The following is a 17,062-nucleotide window of genomic DNA, read 5'->3' as shown; positions in this document are numbered from 1 at the left end:
CTTGCTCTCCCACGGGCTTGGTGTCCCTAAGGGGCGTCGGTCTCCCGTCCACCACCGCAACCGAAAGGATACCAGATCGCGGTGGGGCTAAGTTACAAGACGGGCGCATCAACGCTGACGGATACGCGCGTGCCCTCGGCGAGAGGAGCTGCGCTTCCGCGACGAACCCGCAGCAGGTGATCGCCGATCCGGACGGTGTAGTGGACGTCGGCTCCCATGAAGACCGCCGCGTCGACGACGCCGGGGCCGGCGGGATCGGCGACGAGCGAAAGGCACTCGGGCCGCAAGGAGATCTCGCCGCGCCCGCTCGCCCTTTCGGCCAGGGCCACCGCCCCACCCCAAGGCAGACGCGCCCGATCGCCGTCGACATCGACGGGTACGATGTTGGTATGGCCGAAGAACAGCGCCGTGAAGCGCTGGCGTGGGCGCATGTACAGCGCACGCGGCGCGCCGCTTTCCACCACCTGACCGTCCTTCATGACGATGATCCGGTCGGACATGCTCATCGCCTCGCTTTGGTCATGCGTGACATAGAGCGTGGTGGAGCCTGTCCGCTTGTGAAGAGCGATCAGTTCCTCGCGCAGCGTCTCCCGGAGCTTGGCATCGAGGTTGGAGAGCGGCTCGTCGAGCAATAGCAGGGCCGGCTGCACCACCAGCGCCCGCGCCAATGCGACGCGCTGCTGCTGGCCACCGGAGAGCTGGCGCGGCGAACGCGTGACGAGGCGTTCAAGACCGCAGATGGCGACCACCTGGTCGAACCGGCGCTTGCGCTCGTCCTTCGGCACCCGCTTCATCTTCAGTCCGAACAGGATGTTGTCGGCGACGCTCATGTGCGGAAACAGCGCATAGGACTGGAAGACGATGGCGATGTCGCGACGCTCCGGCGGTAGGCGGGTGATGTCCCTGTCGCGCAGCAAAATGCGCCCGCCGCTCGGCTCGGTGATGCCGGTGATGATGCGCAGCAGTGTCGACTTTCCACACCCCGACGGCCCGAGAATGGTGACGAACTCACCTTTCTTCACGGCAAACGAGGTGGGCAGGAGTGCCCGCGTTCCGACAAAGGCCTTGGAAACGTCCAGGACGTCGAGTTCATTCGCCTGTGTCGTCACGGCGGCCACTCCCTTTTCTTGCTCAGTTCTCGAGAACCTTGGCCGCGAAAGCATCGCGGACGACCTTGGACATGATCGGATTGGGGCTGGAAATCTGCCGTTCCGCGAACAGCTTGGTGGGCAGCAGGAACTTCCGCACGTCCTCGGGGATCATGCCGTCGTCAAGCCCGGTCTTCGGCGACCGCGAGGCGAAGCCGACCAGCTTCCAGGCCTGATGCTCGGGCGCCAGCATCTCGTCCATGAACAGGAGCGCGGCGGCGAGATTGTCGGTGTTGGCGGGAATGAACGCGCCTTCCGCGCCGCCGGTCTGACCGCCCTCCAGGATCGTGACGCGGATCGTCTCCGGCAGCTGCTTTCCCTTGATGTAGGAGAAGGTCAGGTCTTCCCAGGCGGTGCCGATCGTGGCGACGCCATTGGCCATGAGATTCAGCGTATCGGTGTTGCCGTTGGTGATCTGGGCGGTCTGGAGCAGGGTCTTGAAGTAATCCCAGACCGGCGCAAAGCACGGGCTGTCGTTGACCAGGGCCTTCGACTGCGCCTCGTCGCTGGTGAGGTCCATGAACTTCGCTACGCACTCGGCCGACATCTTCTGCCGGGCGAGCGAGGTCAGGAAACCGCTGCCGGAGCCACCGCGCAGCGGCGAGGTGACGGCGACCTTTCCGGGATGTTGCTCGGAGTAGGCGAGCAACTCGTCGAAGGTCTTCGGTGCCTCCTCCACCATCGCCGAGTTGAAGGCGATCACCGTCTGGTTGGCATGGAAGGGAACGTAGGCGCCGCCGTGGGCGATGCCCCGGTAGGTGCGGGCGTATTTCGGATCGATATCCGCCGCGTTCGGCAGCAGGTCGACCAGACGAATGTTGGCGATTTCATCGAGGCTCGCCGGCAGATCGGACGAGAAGTAGGCGTCCATCGGCGACGGCTTGCCCTCCTTGAAGGTCGCATCGAGCTGCGGCAGGCCGACGTTGGTCTCTACGGAGTTGAAGTTGACCTTGATGCCGTATTTCTTCTCGAAGGACGGGATGATCTGCTGCTGGTAGACGACGAGCGGCGCCGGCGGCCAGTAGCTGTAGAAGGTCAGGCTGCCCTTCGCCTTGGCCAGCGGCACCAAGGTTTCATAGAAGTTGGCGCGCGTGAGCTTGTCGAGCGGCACAGAGGTATCGGTGACGTTGAACTTCTCGCCGAAAGCCGGCGATGCGACATCGGCTGCAAGAGCGGCCGTCGAGATCAGCGCCAGGGCGGCGACTGACGCGACGAGGGACGTGGAGGACATGACAAGGCTCCTTGTGAGACGGACTGCGCTCGGGTGGCGCCCTGTGACTTAACGACGGTCAGTGACATTTTCTTTACAGAAAGAAAATTAGTGGCGATATTGTTTCCGGTCGCCCGATCCGGCATCACTGAGACCGGCCCGCCCTCTTCGCCACAGGACCGTCATGCTGCAGCCCAGCTTCTCCCTAGGCCACAATCACCGACGCATTCTTGAGACGTTGCGGCTCTACGGCCCGATGCCGCGCATCGAAATCGCCGATCTCACGGACCTCCAGCCCGCCACCCTGACGCGTCTCAGCCAAGACTTGATCGACTGGGGGATGCTGGAAGATGTCGACTTCGAAAGCGTCGCTCAGCCCCGCTCCGCCGCCAAGCGCAAGACCCGCCTGCTGCGCGTGAACAGCGACAGGCTGCGCATGGCCGGTATCGCTTTCACGGTGGATCGGGTTGCGGTGTCCCTCAGTTCGCTGACCGGTGAGGTTATCGCCGAGCGGATGGTGGAAACCGAGATGCGCGACCCCGGCGCGGTCGCGGCGATGACGGCCGACATCGTGCAGGAGTTGCTGGAAGGCGCCGGTCTTGATCGACAGCAGCTGTTGGCCGCCGGCGTCTCGCTGCCGATCAACCTGACCGACAATGAGCGGCGCTTCTTCACGCCGAGCGAGTGGCCGCTCTGGCGCGGCAGCAAACCGCGCCAGATCTTCGAGGCAGCGCTTGGCGTGCCGACCTGGGTGGAGAACGACGGTCACGCCGCTGCCCTCGCCGAAGCCTATTTCGGCGTCGGCGCCCAGATGGAGAACTTCTGCCTGATCTACTTCGCCTACGGGCTTGGCGGCGGCAACATCCTGCACAGACGCCTGTTTCGCGGCTCGCTTGGCAACGCGGCGGCATTCGGCAGCCACTTTCCGCAGGACATCCCGCGTCCGAGCGGACGCGACCTGATGCGGTATCTAGAGGAAATGGGCGAGAGCCACCGCAGCCTGTTCGACCTGCCCGAGACGCTCGGCACCGACACGCGCATCGACGGCTGGCTGCACCGGGCGGCATCGCAGCTCGCCCCGCTCGTCCATCACGCCCAGATGCTCCTCGATTGCGAAGCGGTCGTCCTGGGCGGCCTTTTGCCGCGCAGCGTGCTGGAGGCCCTGGCGGAACATCTGCGGATACTGGTGAGCGAGCCACCGTCCGACACGCAGATCCTCGTTTCGCAGATCGACCGCGAACACTTCCATCTCGGCGCGGCGAGCATCCCCCAATATGAGGTCACCGCCCCCCACAAATATCGAGGCCGGGCGGTGAAAGGCATCTAGCGGACGGTCTGGCAGTGATCGAACTGCGATCAGCAGACCGCCGCGCTTGCCGTGTCGGTCAACTACTCGATCCCTGGCGACAAGGCCGGTCTGGTCTACAGCGATTACGGCAACGAAGAAAACCTCATGTCGCGCCTCGTCGAGCGCAAGCTGATGGCTCAGGTCAAGAACGTCTTCGGCCAGTACAACGCGGCCCGCGCCATCACCGAGCGCGCCAAGCTCAACGCCGACATCCAGCTCGCCCTTCAGGAAGCGGTCGAGGGGCCGGTCACTATCGAGGCGGTTCAGGTCGAGAACATCGACTTCTCAGCGGCCTACGAAGCCAAGATCGAGGAGCGCATGAGTGCTGAGATCGAGGTCCAGAAGCTCAAGCAGAACGCCGAGCGTGAAAAGGTCCAGGCGGAGATCACCGTGACCAAGGCAAAGGCCGACGCCGACGCCACCCGTGCTCAGGCTCAGGCCGACGCCGATGCTGCCCGCCTTCGAGGTGAGGCCGAAGCTGCCGCGATTCGGGCGAAGGGTGCCGCTCTGCGGGACAACCCGAACCTCGTCGAGCTGACTGCGGCCGAGCGCTGGAACGGCGTTCTCCCGACCACGATGGTTCCGGGAGGGGCTACTCCGTTCGTTCGTGTTGCTCCGTAAGCTAAGATCGACTGGGCAAGTGGGGAGTCCTCCCTGCCACTAATCCAATCTTGCCTAGCTGGGGGGAGTTAAGCTACACACACGGCAGGGCTGAGATAATTCACCACGACGTCGAGAAAGAAACTCTGTTTCGTCATAATCTCGTCGAAAGTGGAGCTACTGATAAAGCAATTGTCAACGGGATGTCGCTATCAATGGGTTGAGGCGTCACGTTGGAATGAGCATATATGCATTAGCAAAAGAACAAAAAGCCAGGAGTCGTCCGATGAAAAAGGCATTCAAAGCAGGTTTGGTGGATGGCTTCTCCGCACCGTTCGCGTTCTTTGTAAGAAAGTCCCTGCCCGTCGATACTTATCAGACAACGGTGGGCAGCGCATGGCGCGAGGTCGGTGACGCCTTCGAGCGAGTGATGACCACTGAGGAGGTCGGCACTCGTGGCGAGAAGCGTGACACAACCGCAAAAAGGTGTTCCCGGGCAGAAGAAGCAGCCTGAAACACCCCCGAGCTTGGCGGAAGCTCCGGAGAACATAGAAGTAGTCGTTGAGCAGCAGCTCGACTCTATTCTCTCGAGTATGAAGAACCTGAATGATGTGCAACGAGGGCAGATTGTTGCCCGCGTTACTCAGGTTGTTCAAAGCGAGGCGTTCTCCGGACCGCTGCCGCATCCTCGACATTTTGCGCAATACGACGCCGTCCTCCCCGGCGGAGCTGATCGTATTCTGACCATGACCGAGAAAGTGGTAGACAGCAATATCGCGGTCACTCAGAAAGCACAGAAGAATGATCAGTTTTATCGGATGACGGGCATGTTTATTGGAGCGACCATCCTCTTACTACTGATCGTTCTATGCTTTATTGCGGGTATGTATGAGCACACGGCACTCGCCGCGATACTTCTAGGCTCGACAGTTGTGACTGCAGTGGGGCTGTTCGTTCAAGCGCACCGCCCGAAATAGAGCGGTTAGGGCTCACTCGATTACTGTGAACCCTGCTCGCCCCAGGAGCGACACCACAGCACTGAAACGCTCCTTCACGTACATAACGCGGTTCTCGGCGGCGGTCGTGACAATCGTAGTCCCGTCTCCGTTCGGAGCAACTGAGATAATTTGCTCCGGGTTCACCAAGACCGCTTCGTCACTTTGCGACATGAACTTCAGGAATAGCATTCTGTCCCCCTAGGTGGTGCGGACGGCGGGACTTGAACCCGCAAAGCCAATGGCTGGCAGATTTTAAGTCTGCTGTGTCTACCGGTTTCACCACGTCCGCATCACCACTCGCTTTATATGCTCTGCATTTTCACGGCAAGAACCGCCCCCGAAACTTGTGACCAGCTTGTGACCAAGAGGGACGGTTGAACCATCTCTCGTGACCGAACGAAGACCATATTTCCCCGGATTTCCGCCATTCTGCCCAGACACCCAGGCACTTAAAATCCCTCGGCCTTGGTCATGCGGGTTCGATCCCCGCCGTCCGCACCAAGCGCTCGCAGCATCTCCTCCGCTCAGCGCGTTCTCCCGCATCCAGCCCCAACACAAGACCAAGTAGTTTCCCTCACAGTAAAGCTGACTATTCGCTACATATAAACCGTTTATATCTAAGACCCAAATACTTAAACGTTTTTAGTTAGCTTGAGTTTTTGCGACCAAAGTCTGATCTAGACATCAGGAAATAACTCCTCCAGCGGCAGTCGACCTCCCGACACCGCCTCAGAATTCGCAACCGAGAGCCCGCCTCCACCGCCTCCCGCAAGGAGCCGGACCGGACCGCCATGTCCGGACGAGCCCTCCCCTCGTTCCGACAAGGAGACAGAGATGACCGTGATGAACTTCTCCATCCCCCGCACCATCATTTACGGCGAGGGCTCGCTCTCCAAGCTCGCCGACCTCAAGGGCAAGAAGGCGGCTCTGGTCACCGGTGGTAGCTCCATGAAGCGCTTCGGCTTCCTCGACCAAGCGATCGAGATCCTGAAGAAGGGCGGCATCGAGTCCATCGTCATCGACGGCGTCGAGCCCAATCCCTCCGTCGAGACCGTCTGGCGCGGCGCCAAGGCCATGCAGGCGTTCGAGCCCGACTGGATCGTCGCCATCGGCGGCGGCTCGGCTCTCGACGCCGCCAAGGTGATGTGGTGCTTCTACGAGCATCCGAACCTCACCTTCGAGGACATCATCCCCGTCGGCGCCATGCCGCCGCTCCGGAACAAGGCCCGCTTCGTCGCCATTCCCTCGACGTCCGGCACGGCCTCCGAGATCACCGCCTTCTCGGTGATTACCGACACGGAGAACCACATCAAGTACCCGATCGTCGCCGCCGACATGGTGCCCGACATCGCCATTCTCGACCCGGCCCTGCCGATGGTCATGCCGGCCAACGTCACGGCCAACACCGGCATGGACGTCATGTGCCACGCCGTCGAGGCCGTCGCCTCCATCGCCGCCACGTCCTTCACCGACCCATACGCGGTGGAAGCCATCAAGCTGGTGCTGGAGAACCTCGAGAAGGCCTACACGACGCCTGATGACAAGACGGCCCGCTTCAACATGCACAACGCCTCGGCGCTGGCCGGCATGGCCTTCACCAACGCCTCTCTCGGCCTGGTGCACTCGATGGCCCACAAGATCGGCGGTGAGTTCGGCGTGACCCATGGCCTCGCCAACGCGATCATGCTGCCCTACATCATCGACTTCAACCGGCAGTTCACCGACAAGTACGCCTATGTGGAGCGGGTGCTCGGCATCGAGGATCTGGCCCAGGCGATCCGCGACCTCAACAAGAAGCTGGCCATACCCTCCACCTTCAAGGACTGCGACGAGGTCGACTTCGACGAGGCCAAGTTCAAGACCGTGCTGAACCGCATGAGCGAGAACGCCTTCGCCGATCCCTGCACGCTGACCAACCCCGGCACGCCCTCGGTGACCGACGTCAAGGCGCTCTACACGGCAGCCTACTACGGCTGAGGCAAACGGCCGACTTCGGGCGGGCGCGGCATCCTGACAAGGGTGTCGCGCCCGCTCTTTTGTATTTTCGGATATTCTGTCTCAAGATTTTCGTCCGTCCCCGCATTTTCCCGGATTGCCCGGCCACGTGAGGGACGGTAGAAATGATAATCATTTGCAACAAGGAAGCGCGGATGCGAATTGCTGCCGCCGAGGCGCTTCCAGATGGTATCGCATCGTCTCCGGGCCTTGCTTGGTTGTTCAAAGGATGGCGGTCGCTGGTCGCGCGGCGCCCGTCGTCTTCGTCGCCGCGGATCAGTCACTCCTCCTGCGACGGTGGTGCTTCGGCGGTTCCCGCCAAAACGATCGGCTCCCGCTTGTCCGTGCGGACGATCGCAGACTTCAGGCCGGGTATCCTCATGGATATCCGGCCTTTTCTTTTCCCCTCCCCCGTTCGGACGATGCCGCATCCATCGATGGGCGCCCCCGCGCAAATGGCGCTTTGGAATCGCAGACCGATGATCTAAACAAGACGGAAATTCAGCCTCTCGGGAGAAAGAGATGACCTATTGCGTCGGCATCCTCGTCAAGGAAGGCCTGACGATGATCGCGGACACGCGCACCAACGCCGGTCTCGACAACGTCTCCCAGTACAAGAAGCTGCACATCTTCGAAAAGCCGGGTGACCGCATGATCGCGGTGGCTACCGCCGGCAATCTCGCCATCACCCAGGCAGTTCTGTCCTTTCTGAATGAAGGCATCGAGAACAAGGAAACCGGCCAGATGGAGACCATCTGGACAACGCCATCGATGTTCAAGACGGCCCAGCTCGTCGGCCGCGCCGTGCGCGAGGTCTACCGCATCGACGGCGAGGCACTGGAACAGTCCAACGCCGGCTTCGAGGTGACCATGCTGGTCGGCGGCCAGGTGGCCAAGGGGCGCCTCCGCCTGTTCATGGTCTACCGACAGGGCAACTTCATCGAGGCCACGGAGGACACGCCCTTCCTGCAGATCGGCGAGCACAAGTATGGCAAGCCGGTCCTCGACCGCGCCATCACCTTCTCCTCCGATCTCATCGAGGCGGTGAAGCTGGGTCTGATCTCGATGGATTCGACCATGCGCTCGAACCTCGGCGTCGGCATGCCGATCGATCTGGTGACGGTCAAGCGCGACGCCATCGCGCATGACATCCTGCACCGCATCGAGCCGGGCGAGCCCTATTTCCACGATCTGCGCGAACGCTGGAGCGCCGCCTTGCGCGCCGCCTACCGGGCGATCCCCATCCCGCCGTACAAATAGGAAGGCCCCGCCCTTCCCCTACCCTCGGTCGCGGAACCGGTTGGTGATCGGATAGCGGCGGTCGCGGCCGAAGTTCTTGGTGGTGATCTTCACGCCAGGCGCCGCCTGCCGACGCTTGTACTCTGCGATGTAGAGCAGATGCTCGACCCGGCGCACTGTCGGTTCGTCGAAACCGGCGGAGATCAGTTCGGCCACCGTCTTCTCCTCCTCGACGAGACCGTTCAGGATAGCGTCCAGCACCGGATAGGGCGGCAGGCTGTCCTGGTCGGTCTGGTTCTCGCGCAACTCGGCCGTCGGCGCCTTGGTGATGATGCGCTTCGGGATCACCTCGCCGGCCGGCCCCTTCAACCCCTCCGGGCGATGGGCGTTGCGCCACTCGGCCAAGCCGTAGACCTGCATCTTGTAGAGGTCCTTGATTGGATTGAAGCCGCCGTTCATGTCGCCGTACAGCGTGCAATAGCCGACCGACATCTCGCTCTTGTTGCCGGTGGTCAGTACCATCGACCCGAACTTGTTGGATACGGCCATCAGGATCGTGCCGCGGGCGCGCGACTGAAGGTTTTCCTCGGTGGTGTCGGCCTTGGTGCCCTCGAACAGCGGCCCGAGCGACTTGAGGAACCCCTCCACCGGATCGGCGATGGCGACGACGTCATAATGGACGCCGAGCAGGGCGGCACATTTCGCTGCATCCTCAAGGCTGTCGGCCGAAGTGTAGCGATAGGGCAGCATCAGGCAGCGGACCTTGTCGGCCCCGAAGGCATCGACGGCCATCGCCGCGACGACGGCCGAGTCGATGCCGCCGGAAAGACCGAGCACAACGCCGGGGAAGCGGTTTTTCTCGACATAATCGCGAAGTCCGACGACGCAGGCGAGCCAGTTGGCCGCCTGAACGTCGGGATATGGGGCGACATCGCCGGGAACGACCCGCCAGCCGTCCGCCCCCTCGGCGAGCGTGACCAGCGCCACCGCCTCGGCGAAGGCCGGCAGGCGGCAGGCCACTTCGCGGTCGGGATTGAGGCAGAAGCTGGCCCCGTCGAAAACCAGCTCGTCCTGGCCTCCGACGGTGTTGAGGTAGACCATGGGAAGACCGCTTTCCACGACGCGCGCCGTGGCGATCTCGACCCGCTCACCCATCACCGTCCAGCGGTAGGGCGAGCCGTTGATGACGATCAGGAGCTCGGCGCCGGTCTCCGACAGATGCTCGACGACCTCGGACTTCCAGATGTCCTCGCAAACCGGCAGGCCGAGCCGGATGCCGCGGAAAGTCACGGGCATGGGCAACGGACCGGGCTGGAACACCCGCTTCTCGTCGAACACGGAGTAGTTGGGCAGGTCGGCCTTGAAGCGCAGAGCGGCAACGACGCCGCCGTCGAGCAGGGCCGCCGCGTTGCGCAGCGCTCCGTCGTCGTCCAGCCAGGGCGTGCCGATGAGCACCGCCGGCCCACCGTCGGCCGTCTCGGCGGCCAGACGCTCGATGGCCCGCCGGCAATCGCGCTGCACGGCCGGCTTCAACACCAGATCCTCCGGGGTGTAGCCGACGATGTAGAGCTCGGGCAGAATCAGGAGGTCGGCGCCAAGCCGCGCCGCTTCGGCGCGGGCCTGTCGCGCCTTGTCGAGATTGCCGAAAATGTCGCCCATTACCGGGTTGGCCTGGGCGAGCGCGAGCTTCAGGGAGCGAGGAGAGCTTGTCATGATGGCGGCGATTTAGCCAGAAAGCCCTCGCTACGGCAACGGAATCAATGGGTCGGCTTGCTCAGAAAATGTGAACGCACCCGAATGATTTCGCTTGGCCCGTCATGGATGACCTTGGCCGGCGGCACGGCCGGCACCAGCCGGTTGCCGCGCCGTGCATAAAGCTGCCGCGCCGACGACAGCTCGGCAAGCCGTTCGTAGAGACGCCGCGCCGACAATGGCTTGACCAGCACGTCGTTGGCGCCCAGTTCCACCGCCGAAAGCATACGGCGTTTGTCGGCATAGGCGGTGACCATGACCACGGCGAGGGTCGAGACCCGCTCGTCGGGATGGCGGCGCAGAAGATCGAGCAGCGCGGCGCCATTGCCAGCCGTGCCGAGATTCCAGTCGAGCAGCAACACGTCCGGCGACTGCGTCATGACCATGCTCAAGGCCTCCGCCTCGGTGGCGGCCTGCAGGATGACGCGTACGCCAAAAGCCCCCAGCATCGTTTCCGCAAGTTTGCGAAAATAGGCGCTGTCGTCGACGATACCGACGCGCAGGGCGTCGAGACGCACGTATGTACCTTGATCCGTCGGATCGATCATGAAGCGAAAAACCCTACGACAACAACCTGCTAGACGTAATAGCTCCTCTTCCGAGCTTGAGGCTTGCCATGGAATGAAGAAAATTTGGTTTACGACCGCAACGTTTTCTAAACGATGATCGGGCGCAAAAAAGGGCGCCCGACCGGGGCGCCCGTTTATTTTTCGGTTGGAATGCGAGAACGCGTCAGCCGACGATTTCGGTCTCGGAGAACCAGTAGGCGATTTCCTGGGCGGCCGTCTCCGGCGCGTCGGAACCGTGCACCGAGTTCTCGCCCATCGACAGCGCGAACTCCTTGCGGATGGTGCCTTCGGCAGCCTTCTCGGGGTTGGTGGCGCCCATCACTTCGCGGTTCTTGGCGATGGCGTTCTCGCCTTCGAGCACCTGCACCACGGTCGGGGCCGACGACATGAAGTCGACCAGCTCGTCATAGAAGGGCTTGCCCTTGTGGACGGCATAAAAGCCCTCGGCCTCTTTGCGGCTCATCCATACGCGCTTGGAAGCGACGACGCGCAGGCCGGCCGCTTCGAGCTTGGCGGTGATGGCGCCGGTGAGGTTACGACGGGTCGCGTCGGGCTTGATCATCGAGAAGGTACGTTCGATCGCCATGGAAGTCTGCCCCTCTGTGGTTGGCTGCAAGGCCGGGGTCCGGTCGGTGCCGGAGCTCTGGTCAGGCGCGCTTATAGCGGCGGGACGGCACCGGGGCAAGCGCGGCAAGGACTGTGAGACCGCGGAAATCCTTGCCCGACAAGGAAATCGAAGGAGCGCCGCGCTCCGGTTTGCTGGGATGTCCTTTCACCTCGGCAGGTCAATGATCGCCGGCTTCATCCCGGCGATCAGGCCGGCGATCTGCCCGCACAACTCCGACAACGGGCTGCTCTTCCGCCAAGCGAGACCGACCGTGCGATGCGGCTCGGGCGCATGGAAGCGACGGAGATGGACACGGACGGCATCGAGCGGCGTCGCGGCGAGGAAAAGCTCTGGTAAAAGAGTGACCCCCTGCCCCGCCGCCACCAGTTGCAGAATGGTGGCCAGCGAGGTGACGCCCGCCCGCGTCAGTCGCCGGGCGTCGAGTGCGCCGCAGGACGCGAGCGTCTGATCGCGCAGGCAGTGGCCGTCTTCCAACAACAGGAGCGCTTCGGTGGGAATGTCGGCGGCGCTTTCGAAGACGCCGAGCGACAGCGGCCCCGCCGCCGGCATCGCCAGCAGGAAGGCATCGGTAAACACCGGCATTTCCGAGAACGACGGATCCCCGAGCGGCAGGCTGGCGATGACGAGATCGAGGCCGCCATCCTGCAGCTCGCCCACCAGGGTGGCCGTCACCGTTTCGCGCACGCTGACCTTGAGAGCGGGAAAGACCTCGGCCAGAGCCGGCAGCAGCTTCGGCAGCAGATAGGGACCGATCGACGGAATGATGCCGAGCCGCAAGGAGCCGGCCTTGGGATCGGCGGCGACACGGGCGAAGGTTTCGAGATCGCCGACCTCGGCGAGAATGCGCCGTCCACGTTCGACGACGACGGCGCCGGCCGCCGTCAGCCTGGCGCCGGATACGGCGCGCTCGACCAACTGGCAGCCGAGCGCGTCCTCGAGTTCGCGGATCTGGGCCGACAGCGCCGGCTGGCTGACCGCCGCCCTGTCGGCGGCGCGGCCGAAGTGACCTTCGGCGGCGAGCGCATCGAGATAGCGCAACTGACGCAGGGTGATCCTCATAGGAAAATCCTATCAGCCCGGCCGGACAAAGCAATTGGAATGATTCCAGAAAATGCCGTCATGTCGGGGGCAACAGACACAAAACCAACCTCCGTCAGGAAGAGCCGCCATGACCGACAGACCGATCCAGACCACCACCGCCGGCGCCCCGATCGCCGACAACCAGAACTCGCTCACCGCCGGCTCACGCGGTCCGGTGCTGATGCAGGACTGGCAACTCATCGAAAAGCTCGCTCACCAGAACCGCGAGCGCATCCCCGAGCGCGTCGTTCATGCCAAGGGCTGGGGCGCCTTCGGCGAGCTGACGGTGACCCACGACATCACCCGTTACACCGGCGCCAAGCTGTTCTCCGAAGTCGGCAAGACAACGCCGCTGCTCCTCCGCTTCTCCACGGTGGCCGGCGAGCTCGGCGCCGCCGATGCCGAGCGCGACGTGCGCGGCTTCGCCCTGAAATTCTACACCGAGGAAGGCAACTGGGACATCGTCGGCAACAACACGCCGGTGTTCTTCGTGCGCGACCCGCTGAAGTTCCCCGACTTCATTCACACCCAGAAGCGGCACCCGCGCACCAACCTGCGCTCGCCCACCGCCATGTGGGACTTCTGGTCGCTGTCGCCGGAAAGCCTACACCAGGTCACCATCCTGTTCTCCGACCGCGGCCTACCGACCGACGTCCGCCACATCAACGGCTACGGCTCCCACACCTATTCCTTCATCAACGAGGCCGGCGAGCGCTTCTGGGTGAAGTTCCATTTCAAGACCATGCAGGGTCACCGCCACTACACCAACGCAGAGGCGGCGGACGTCGTCGGCCGCACCCGCGAATCCACGCAGGAGGACCTGTTCGGCGCCATCGAGGCCGGTGACTATCCGCGCTGGAAGTTCTTCGTCCAGATCATGCCGGAACTCGACGCCGAGAAGACGCCCTACAACCCGTTCGACCTCACCAAGGTGTGGCCGCATGCCGACTACCCGCTGATCGAGGTCGGCACCTTCGAGCTCAATCGCAACGCCGACAACTATTTCGCCGAGATCGAGCAGGCCGCCTTCTCGCCGTCCAACATCGTGCCCGGCGTCGGCTTCTCGCCCGATAAGATGCTGCAGGCCCGCATCTTCTCCTACGCCGACGCCCACCGCTACCGGCTCGGCACCCACTATGAGGCGCTGCCGGTCAACGCGCCGAAATGCCCCGTCCATCACTATCACAAGGACGGTGCCATGAACTTCATGCCCAACAAGGCCAATGTGGACGCCTATTACGAGCCCAACAGCTTCGGCGGTCCGCGTGAAGCGCCGGAGTACCGCGAACCGCCGCTCCGCATTTCCGGCGACGCCGACCGCTACGACCACCGCGCCGGCAACGACGACTATTCGCAGGCCGGCGCCCTGTTCCGCCTGTTCGACGAGGGACAGCGGCAGCGCCTTTTCCAGAACATCGCCGCCGCCATGGCCGGCGTGCCGCTGGAAATCGTCGAGCGCCAGCTTGGCCACTTCGAGAAGGCCGATCCGGCCTACGCGGCCGGCGTCCGCCAGGCGCTCCGCGTCGCCTGAGCGGCGCGCCACAGAACAGAAAAAAGCCCGGCTGGGAGACCCGCCGGGCTTCGTTCGTTTCGAAAGGCGCCCTGATCAGGGCTTGGCAGCGGCGCCGGAGGCGGCGTTCTGCGCGTCCAGCAGCTTCTGCTGGGCTTCCTTGGCCTTGCGCTGCACCTCGGAGGCGAGCTGCTCGCGCTGGCGCTGCAGCGCCGCGGTGTCGATCGCCGGGCCCTCGTAGGACGCGGTGAAGCCCGTTAGCGAGATCGGGAAGTTCAGCGCCTTGGCCTGCTGATTCTGCGTGGTGATGATCAGGTCCTTGCCCTTCTTCATCGACGCCGTGAAGTCGTCGGTGATCGGGATCTCGGCGAAGCAGGCGTTGGGCATGCAGATGGTGTACTTGCCCGGCACCTGGGTGTTCTGGTCAACCTGAACGCGGATGCCCGGCTGAAGCAGCATGGCAACAGGCGTCTGCACCAGAAGAATCTTTCGGGTCTCGCCGTCAACCTCGCGCACGCCGGCAGAGGCCAGGAACTGACCGCTGTCGGTGCGCAGCTCCCGAACCGTGAAGCAGACCTGCTTCTTGGTGCGCGCATCCTGGCCGCAGAGCTTGTTCCAGGGGTTGTCGGCCGACGCAGCGGGGGCAGCCGCATCGCTGGCGGCCGGAGCCTCGGCCGGCGCGGCCGGCTTGTCCTGAGCCAGAGCGGCCGTCGCCGACAAAAGCAGCGCCGCCACGCAGCCCAGAGTCCTGAAGGAGTTAACTGTTGCCATTCGCCCAATCCTTTGCATGCGTCGATCCGGAGGCACACATCTGTGGCGCTACCGATCGTCTGATTTCGATCGACTTGTCAACAGCGCTTCGCGCAATCTCAGCCCCAGGAAGCCTGCCGAAAGTGACTTTCTCTCTCCCCTGCGGCGCGCGGGGCGCACCTCGCCCCACCGCCCGGAAGTCGCAAAACCCGATGACGTCAAAATTGGGCAACACGGTGACCCGATGGTCCCAGACGGAAAAAGCCGTGTTCCAGCGTGCGGTTCGGCGGTGGACCGCGCACCGCTCGAACCAAAAATCATCGGTCCGAACAGGACGAACGTGTTAACGTCTCGGAAAGATTCGCTTCCGAACGGAGCCTGGTTCATGTCTGGCGTCATTACTCGCCGCGTCTTTTGTCTTGGCACCGCCAGCGCCGCCCTCCTTCTGTCGCTGCCGGCCCGCGCCGCGCCGGCCCACGGCATTGCCATGCACGGCGAGCCCGCCCTTCCCGCCGGCTTCGACCATCTTCCCTATGCCGATCCCACCGCCCCCAAGGGCGGCACTTTCGCCCTTGGCTTCCCCGGTTCGTTCGACAGTCTCAATCCCTTCATCGTCAAGGGCAACGCGCCGCGCGGCCTGTCGGACGTGCTCTACGGCTACAATGTCTGGGACACGCTGCTCCATCGGTCGGCCGACGAGGCCTTTTCGCTCTATGGTCTCCTCGCCGAGAGCGTCGAAATGCCACCCGACCGCAGTTGGGTGGAGTTCACGCTCAATCCGGCGGCCACTTTCGCCGACGGTCAGCCGGTAACGGTCGACGACGTGCTGTTCACTGTCGACCTGCTGAAGACGAAGGGGCGCCCGGTCTACAAGCGCCGCTTCGACAAGGTGGTATCGATCGACCGCGTCGGCGAGCGCACCCTGCGCTTTTCCTTTGCCGATGGCGGCGACCGCGAGCTGCCGCTGCTCATTGGCGGCTACACGCCGATCCTGCCCCAGCATGCGGTGGATCCCGAAACCTTCGACCAGTCGTCGATGAAGCCCATTCTGGGCTCGGGCCCCTATCAGGTGGCGAGCGTCGACGAAGGTCGGCAGGTGGTGCTGAAGCGCAACCCGGACTATTGGGCGCGGGAGTTGCCCATCAAGCGCGGGCTCGACAATTTCGACGAGATCCGTATCGAGTATTTCAAGGACAGCACCGCTTATTTCGAAGCTTTCAAGTCCGGCGCCTTCGATGTCTACATCGACACCGACCCCGGCCATTGGGCCAAGGCCTACGATTTCCCGGCCGCCAAGGACGGCCGCGTCGTCCTCGAAAAGATAGCCAACGGCTCGCCCAAGGGAATGACCGGCTTCGTGTTCAACACGCGCCGGGAGATCTTCAAGGACGTCCGCGTGCGCGAGGCGATGACGCTGCTGTTCGACTTCGAAGCCGTCAATCGGACGCTCTACTACGGCGCCTACGCAAGAAGCGGCTCCTATTTCGAGGGGTCGAGCCTGTCGGCGCTCGGCGTCCCCGCCTCGGATGACGAGAAGGCGCTGCTCGCCCCCTACGAGGATCAGGTCAGGCCCGACGTCATGGACGGTACCTATGCGCCACCGGTCAGCGACGGCACGGGCCGCGACCGCAAGGCGCTGCGTGCCGCCCTCGACCTTCTCGGCGAGGCCGGCTGGAAGCTCGACGGGAAGCGGCTGGTGGATGCCGACGGCAAACCATTCGCCTTCGAGTTCATGGCCAAGGTGCCCGACGAGGAACGTCTTGCCCTCGCCTATCAGGCGACGCTCAAGCTGGTCGGCATCGACATGTCGGTGCGCCTCGTCGATTCGACGCAGTATTACGACCGTCAGAAGTCCTTCGACTTCGACATGCTGCAGATGCTCTGGACGGCGTCGCTGTCACCGGGCAACGAACAGATGAACCGTTGGTCGCAGAAGGCCGCCGTCACCGAGGGCACCTTCAACTATGCCGGCGCATCGAGCCGGGCGATCGACGCCATGATCGACGCCCTTCTCGCCGCCACCGGCCGTGACGAGTTCGAGGCGGCCGTGCGTGCCCTCGACCGTCTGTTGATCTCCGGTCTCTACTGCATACCGCTCTATCACCTGCCCACGGATCTGGTCGCCCGCTGGACGCGTGTCCATAGGCCGGAGACGACGGCACTGACCGGCATCCAGCCGCCCGCCTGGTGGGCGGACGGCAAGTCCTGACGCCACGTAACGGAACCCGAGCGCAT

15 protein-coding genes, 1 tRNA gene and 1 pseudogene are annotated in these 17,062 nt (G+C 63.4%); 8 read left to right on the top strand and 9 right to left on the bottom strand.

Annotated elements, in window-relative coordinates; all coding sequences use genetic code 11:
- Positions 1–92 precede the first annotated feature (92 nt).
- Both M4J39_RS21240 and M4J39_RS21235 read right to left on the bottom strand, forming a co-directional pair.
- On the bottom strand, positions 93–1,109 hold the full coding sequence (locus tag M4J39_RS21240; RefSeq protein WP_251730495.1) for an ATP-binding cassette domain-containing protein: 1,017 nt from the start codon (positions 1,107–1,109) through the stop codon (positions 93–95).
- Between the two features lie 22 nt (positions 1,110–1,131).
- A complete protein-coding gene (locus tag M4J39_RS21235) occupies positions 1,132–2,379 on the bottom strand; it encodes an ABC transporter substrate-binding protein (protein WP_251730494.1) in 1,248 nt (415 codons plus the stop codon).
- A 163-nt stretch (positions 2,380–2,542) separates the two neighbouring features.
- On the opposite strand from M4J39_RS21235, the gene M4J39_RS21230 reads away from it, so the two are divergent.
- From M4J39_RS21230 to M4J39_RS21215, 4 genes and pseudogenes are all read left to right on the top strand, one after another.
- Positions 2,543–3,685 (top strand): ROK family protein, encoded by a 1,143-nt coding sequence (locus tag M4J39_RS21230; RefSeq protein ID WP_251730493.1) that lies wholly within the window; start codon positions 2,543–2,545, stop codon positions 3,683–3,685.
- A gap of 39 nt (positions 3,686–3,724) precedes the next feature.
- Positions 3,725–4,327, top strand: a pseudogene (locus M4J39_RS21225) (SPFH domain-containing protein); the annotation flags it as partial.
- Between the two features lie 265 nt (positions 4,328–4,592).
- Positions 4,593–4,820 (top strand): hypothetical protein, encoded by a 228-nt coding sequence (locus M4J39_RS21220; protein ID WP_251730491.1) that lies wholly within the window; start codon positions 4,593–4,595, stop codon positions 4,818–4,820.
- Positions 4,762–5,283, top strand: coding sequence for a DUF2335 domain-containing protein (locus M4J39_RS21215; RefSeq protein WP_251730490.1), 522 nt, complete (start codon positions 4,762–4,764; stop codon positions 5,281–5,283). Before M4J39_RS21220 ends, M4J39_RS21215 begins: the two co-directional genes overlap by 59 nt.
- Before the next feature lie 12 nt (positions 5,284–5,295).
- On the opposite strand, the gene M4J39_RS21210 is transcribed toward M4J39_RS21215, so the two are convergent.
- Together M4J39_RS21210 and M4J39_RS21205 are read right to left on the bottom strand one after the other, a co-directional pair.
- Positions 5,296–5,493: a hypothetical protein gene (locus tag M4J39_RS21210; RefSeq protein ID WP_251730489.1), complete on the bottom strand. Its 198-nt coding sequence runs from the start codon at positions 5,491–5,493 to the stop codon at positions 5,296–5,298.
- A gap of 14 nt (positions 5,494–5,507) precedes the next feature.
- A tRNA-Leu gene (locus tag M4J39_RS21205) sits at positions 5,508–5,593 on the bottom strand.
- Positions 5,594–6,138: 545 nt separating this feature from the next.
- On the opposite strand from M4J39_RS21205, the gene M4J39_RS21200 reads away from it, so the two are divergent.
- Both M4J39_RS21200 and M4J39_RS21195 read left to right on the top strand, forming a co-directional pair.
- Positions 6,139–7,281 carry an iron-containing alcohol dehydrogenase gene (locus M4J39_RS21200; RefSeq protein ID WP_251730488.1) on the top strand — a complete coding sequence of 381 codons (1,143 nt, stop codon included), beginning with the start codon at positions 6,139–6,141 and terminating at the stop codon, positions 7,279–7,281.
- A gap of 540 nt (positions 7,282–7,821) precedes the next feature.
- Entirely contained in the window at positions 7,822–8,559 is a 738-nt protein-coding gene (locus M4J39_RS21195) for a peptidase (RefSeq protein WP_251730487.1), read from the top strand.
- Positions 8,560–8,577: 18 nt separating this feature from the next.
- Here the strand turns inward: M4J39_RS21195 and M4J39_RS21190 are convergent, their stop codons facing one another.
- From M4J39_RS21190 to M4J39_RS21175, 4 genes are all read right to left on the bottom strand, one after another.
- On the bottom strand, positions 8,578–10,251 hold the full coding sequence (locus M4J39_RS21190; protein ID WP_251730486.1) for an NAD+ synthase: 1,674 nt from the start codon (positions 10,249–10,251) through the stop codon (positions 8,578–8,580).
- A 44-nt stretch (positions 10,252–10,295) separates the two neighbouring features.
- Positions 10,296–10,838 carry a response regulator gene (locus M4J39_RS21185; protein WP_251730485.1) on the bottom strand — a complete coding sequence of 181 codons (543 nt, stop codon included), beginning with the start codon at positions 10,836–10,838 and terminating at the stop codon, positions 10,296–10,298.
- A gap of 184 nt (positions 10,839–11,022) precedes the next feature.
- Positions 11,023–11,445, bottom strand: coding sequence for a nucleoside-diphosphate kinase (gene ndk / locus M4J39_RS21180; RefSeq protein ID WP_251730484.1), 423 nt, complete (start codon positions 11,443–11,445; stop codon positions 11,023–11,025).
- Positions 11,446–11,631: 186 nt separating this feature from the next.
- Entirely contained in the window at positions 11,632–12,546 is a 915-nt protein-coding gene (locus M4J39_RS21175) for a LysR substrate-binding domain-containing protein (protein WP_251730483.1), read from the bottom strand.
- A 109-nt stretch (positions 12,547–12,655) separates the two neighbouring features.
- Between M4J39_RS21175 and M4J39_RS21170 the strand changes: the two genes are divergently transcribed.
- On the top strand, positions 12,656–14,098 hold the full coding sequence (locus tag M4J39_RS21170) for a catalase (RefSeq protein ID WP_251730482.1): 1,443 nt from the start codon (positions 12,656–12,658) through the stop codon (positions 14,096–14,098).
- A 75-nt stretch (positions 14,099–14,173) separates the two neighbouring features.
- Here M4J39_RS21170 and M4J39_RS21165 read toward each other — a convergent pair whose 3' ends face one another.
- Entirely contained in the window at positions 14,174–14,848 is a 675-nt protein-coding gene (locus M4J39_RS21165) for an invasion associated locus B family protein (protein WP_251730481.1), read from the bottom strand.
- Positions 14,849–15,212: 364 nt separating this feature from the next.
- Here M4J39_RS21165 and M4J39_RS21160 point away from each other — a divergent pair, with 364 nt between their 5' ends.
- A complete protein-coding gene (locus M4J39_RS21160) occupies positions 15,213–17,036 on the top strand; it encodes an extracellular solute-binding protein (RefSeq protein ID WP_251730480.1) in 1,824 nt (607 codons plus the stop codon).
- The last annotated feature ends 26 nt before the right edge of the window (positions 17,037–17,062 follow it).

The organism is Pleomorphomonas sp. NRK KF1 (assembly GCF_023721755.1).
GTDB lineage: Bacteria > Pseudomonadota > Alphaproteobacteria > Rhizobiales > Pleomorphomonadaceae > Pleomorphomonas.
The sequence above is the reverse complement of the archived record's forward strand: the minus strand, read 5'-3'. Positions and strand labels throughout refer to the sequence as shown.